The sequence below is a fragment of the Pseudomonas sp. BF-R-01 genome (assembly GCF_019946615.1).
Lineage (GTDB): Bacteria > Pseudomonadota > Gammaproteobacteria > Pseudomonadales > Pseudomonadaceae > Aquipseudomonas > Aquipseudomonas migulae.
The window spans coordinates 1-3,096 of sequence record NZ_JAGYFX010000207.1 but is presented as its reverse complement, the minus strand read 5'-3'; the positions used below and the strand labels follow the sequence as shown (position 1 = coordinate 3,096).

General features: G+C 60.8%; 1 protein-coding gene. It reads left to right on the top strand.

The window, feature by feature from the left end:
* Positions 1 to 116: 116 nt before the first annotated feature.
* On the top strand, positions 117 to 2,963 hold the full coding sequence (locus KGB27_RS31200) for a valine--tRNA ligase (protein WP_223557377.1): 2,847 nt from the start codon (positions 117 to 119) through the stop codon (positions 2,961 to 2,963).
* Positions 2,964 to 3,096 lie beyond the last annotated feature (133 nt).

Sequence of the window (3,096 nt, the reverse complement as noted above, 5' to 3'; positions counted from 1 at the left end):
GGGTGTTTGTGCGGTTTTTGGTACTGCGCCCTGTCCGCCCCCGCTCGCCCTGCGCCCCATGCCCCGCTATACTCGTCGGCTTTTCCTGAATTAATGCCAATAGGGTCCCGCCGCGCATGGATAAGACCTACCAGCCGCACGCCATTGAAACTTCCTGGTACAACACCTGGGAGTCTGAGAATTACTTCGCCCCGCAAGGCGCGGGCGAGTCCTACACCATCATGATCCCGCCGCCGAACGTCACCGGCAGCCTGCACATGGGTCACGGCTTCAACAACGCGATCATGGACGCCCTGATCCGTTTCCGCCGCATGCAGGGTCGCAACACCCTGTGGCAGCCGGGCACCGACCACGCCGGTATCGCCACGCAAATGCTGGTGGAACGCCAACTCGAAGCCCAGGGCCAGAATCGCCACGACCTGGGCCGTGAAAAATTCCTCGAGAAAGTCTGGGAATGGAAGGATCAGTCCGGCGGCAACATCAGCCGTCAGATCCGCCGTCTCGGCTCGTCCGTGGACTGGGGCCGCGAGCGCTTCACCATGGACGACGGTCTCTCGGAAGCGGTGAAAGAAGCGTTCGTGCGCCTGCACGAAGACGGCCTGATCTATCGCGGCAAGCGTCTGGTCAACTGGGACACCAAGTTGCACACGGCAATTTCCGACCTCGAAGTGGAAAACCACGACGAGAAAGGTTTCCTGTGGAACCTGAAATACCCGCTGGCCGACGGCGCCAAGACCGCTGAAGGCAATGATTACCTGATCGTCGCGACCACTCGCCCGGAAACCATGCTCGGCGACGCCGCCGTCGCGGTTAACCCGAACGATGAACGCTACAAAGCCCTGATCGGCAAATTTGTCGAGCTGCCGCTGGTTGGCCGCCGCATCCCGATCATCGCCGACGATTACTGCGACCCTGAATTCGGCACCGGCTGCGTGAAAATCACCCCGGCCCACGATTTCAACGACTACGAAGTCGGCAAGCGCCACAACCTGCCGCTGCTGAACATCTTCGACAAGAACGCTGCCGTGTTGCCGGCCTGCCAGGTGTTCAACCTCGACGGCACGCTGAACGAAAGCATCGACGGCAAGATCCCGGCTGAATACGTCGGCCTCGACCGCTTCGAAGCGCGCAAACAAATCGTTGCTGCGTTCGACGCCGCCGACCTGTTGGTCAGCGTCAACGATCACGCGTTGAAAGTGCCGAAAGGCGACCGCTCCGGCACCATCATCGAGCCGTGGCTGACCGACCAGTGGTACGTGTCCACCAAGCCATTGGCTGAACCGGCAATTGCCGCTGTTGAAGACGGCCGTATCCAGTTCGTGCCTAAACAGTACGAAAACATGTACTTCTCGTGGATGCGCGACATCCAGGATTGGTGCATCAGCCGTCAACTGTGGTGGGGCCACCGGATTCCGGCCTGGTACGACGAGTCGGGCAAAGTCTACGTCGGTCGCGACGAAGCCGAAGTGCGTGCCAAGCACAACCTCGGTCCGGACGTTGCGCTGCAACAGGACAACGACGTTCTCGACACCTGGTTCAGTTCGGGCCTGTGGACATTCTCGACGCTCGGCTGGCCTGAGCAGACCGAATTCCTGAAGAAATTCCACTCCACCGACGTGTTGGTGACTGGCTTCGACATCATTTTCTTCTGGGTTGCCCGGATGATCATGCTCACCATGCACCTGGTGAAAAACGAAGACGGCACGCCGCAGGTTCCGTTCAAGACCGTTTACGTTCACGGCCTGGTGCGAGACGGCCAGGGCCAGAAAATGTCCAAGTCCAAGGGCAACGTCCTGGACCCGCTGGACATCATCGACGGTATCGAGCTGGAAGACCTGGTGCAGAAACGCACCTCCGGCATGATGCAGCCGAAACTGGCGAAGAAGATCGAGAAGCAGACCCGCGACGAGTTCGCCGACGGCATCGCCAGCTACGGCACCGACGCCCTGCGCTTCACCTTCTGCTCGCTGGCGTCCACCGGTCGCGACATCAAGTTCGACATGGGCCGCGTCGAAGGCTATCGCAACTTCTGCAACAAGATCTGGAACGCCGCGCGCTACGTGCTGGACAAGGGCGAAGACTGCGGCCAGAACGGCGAAGCCTACGAGCTGTCCCTGGCGGATCGCTGGATCATCTCGCAGCTGCAACGCACCGAAGCCGAAGTGACCCGTCAACTCGACCAGTTCCGCTTCGACCTCGCGGCACAAGCCTTATACGAGTTCATCTGGAACCAGTATTGCGACTGGTACCTGGAACTGTCCAAGCCTGTGCTGTGGGACGAAAACGCACCGGTCGAGCGTCAGCGCGGCACCCGTCGCACGCTGGTGCGCGTACTGGAAGTCGCGTTGCGCCTGGCGCACCCGTTCATGCCGTTCATCACCGAAGAAATCTGGCAGCGCATCGCGCCGCTGACCGGTATCGAAGGCAAGACGATCATGCTGCAACCTTGGCCAGTGGCCAATGAAGAGCGCATCGATCCGGCGGCCGAGAACGACATCGAGTGGCTCAAGGAACTGATGCTCGGCACGCGCAATATCCGTGGCGAGATGAACATCGGCCCGGGCAAGCCGCTGAACATTTTCCTGAAAAACGTCAGCGCCGAAGATCAGCGTCGTCTCACCGAGAACGAAGCCCTGTTGAAGAAACTGGCGCGTCTCGAATCGATCACCGTGTTGGCTGCCGGCGAAGAAGCACCGCTGTCCGCCACCGCGCTGGTGGGTGAGATGGAAGTGCTGGTGCCGATGGCCGGCCTGATCGACAAGGACGCCGAACTGGCCCGTCTGGACAAGGAAATCCTGCGTCTGCAGGGCGAAGTCCAGCGCGTGGGCGGCAAGCTGTCCAACGCCGGTTTCGTCGACAAGGCTCCGGCCGAAGTCATCGAGAAGGAACGCGCCAAACTGGCTGAAGCCGAACAGGCTTTGGGCAAACTGGCCGAGCAGCATGCGCGGATTGCCAGCCTGTAACGGCAGATCGCAATGAAAAAGGGAGGCCCAAGTGGCCTCCCTTTTTCATTCCCCCGCAGTCCTGTAGGAGCCGGCTTGCTGGCGATCCAGGCGGCGCGGTGCATCTGATCCACCGCGTCGCCTGGATCGCCAG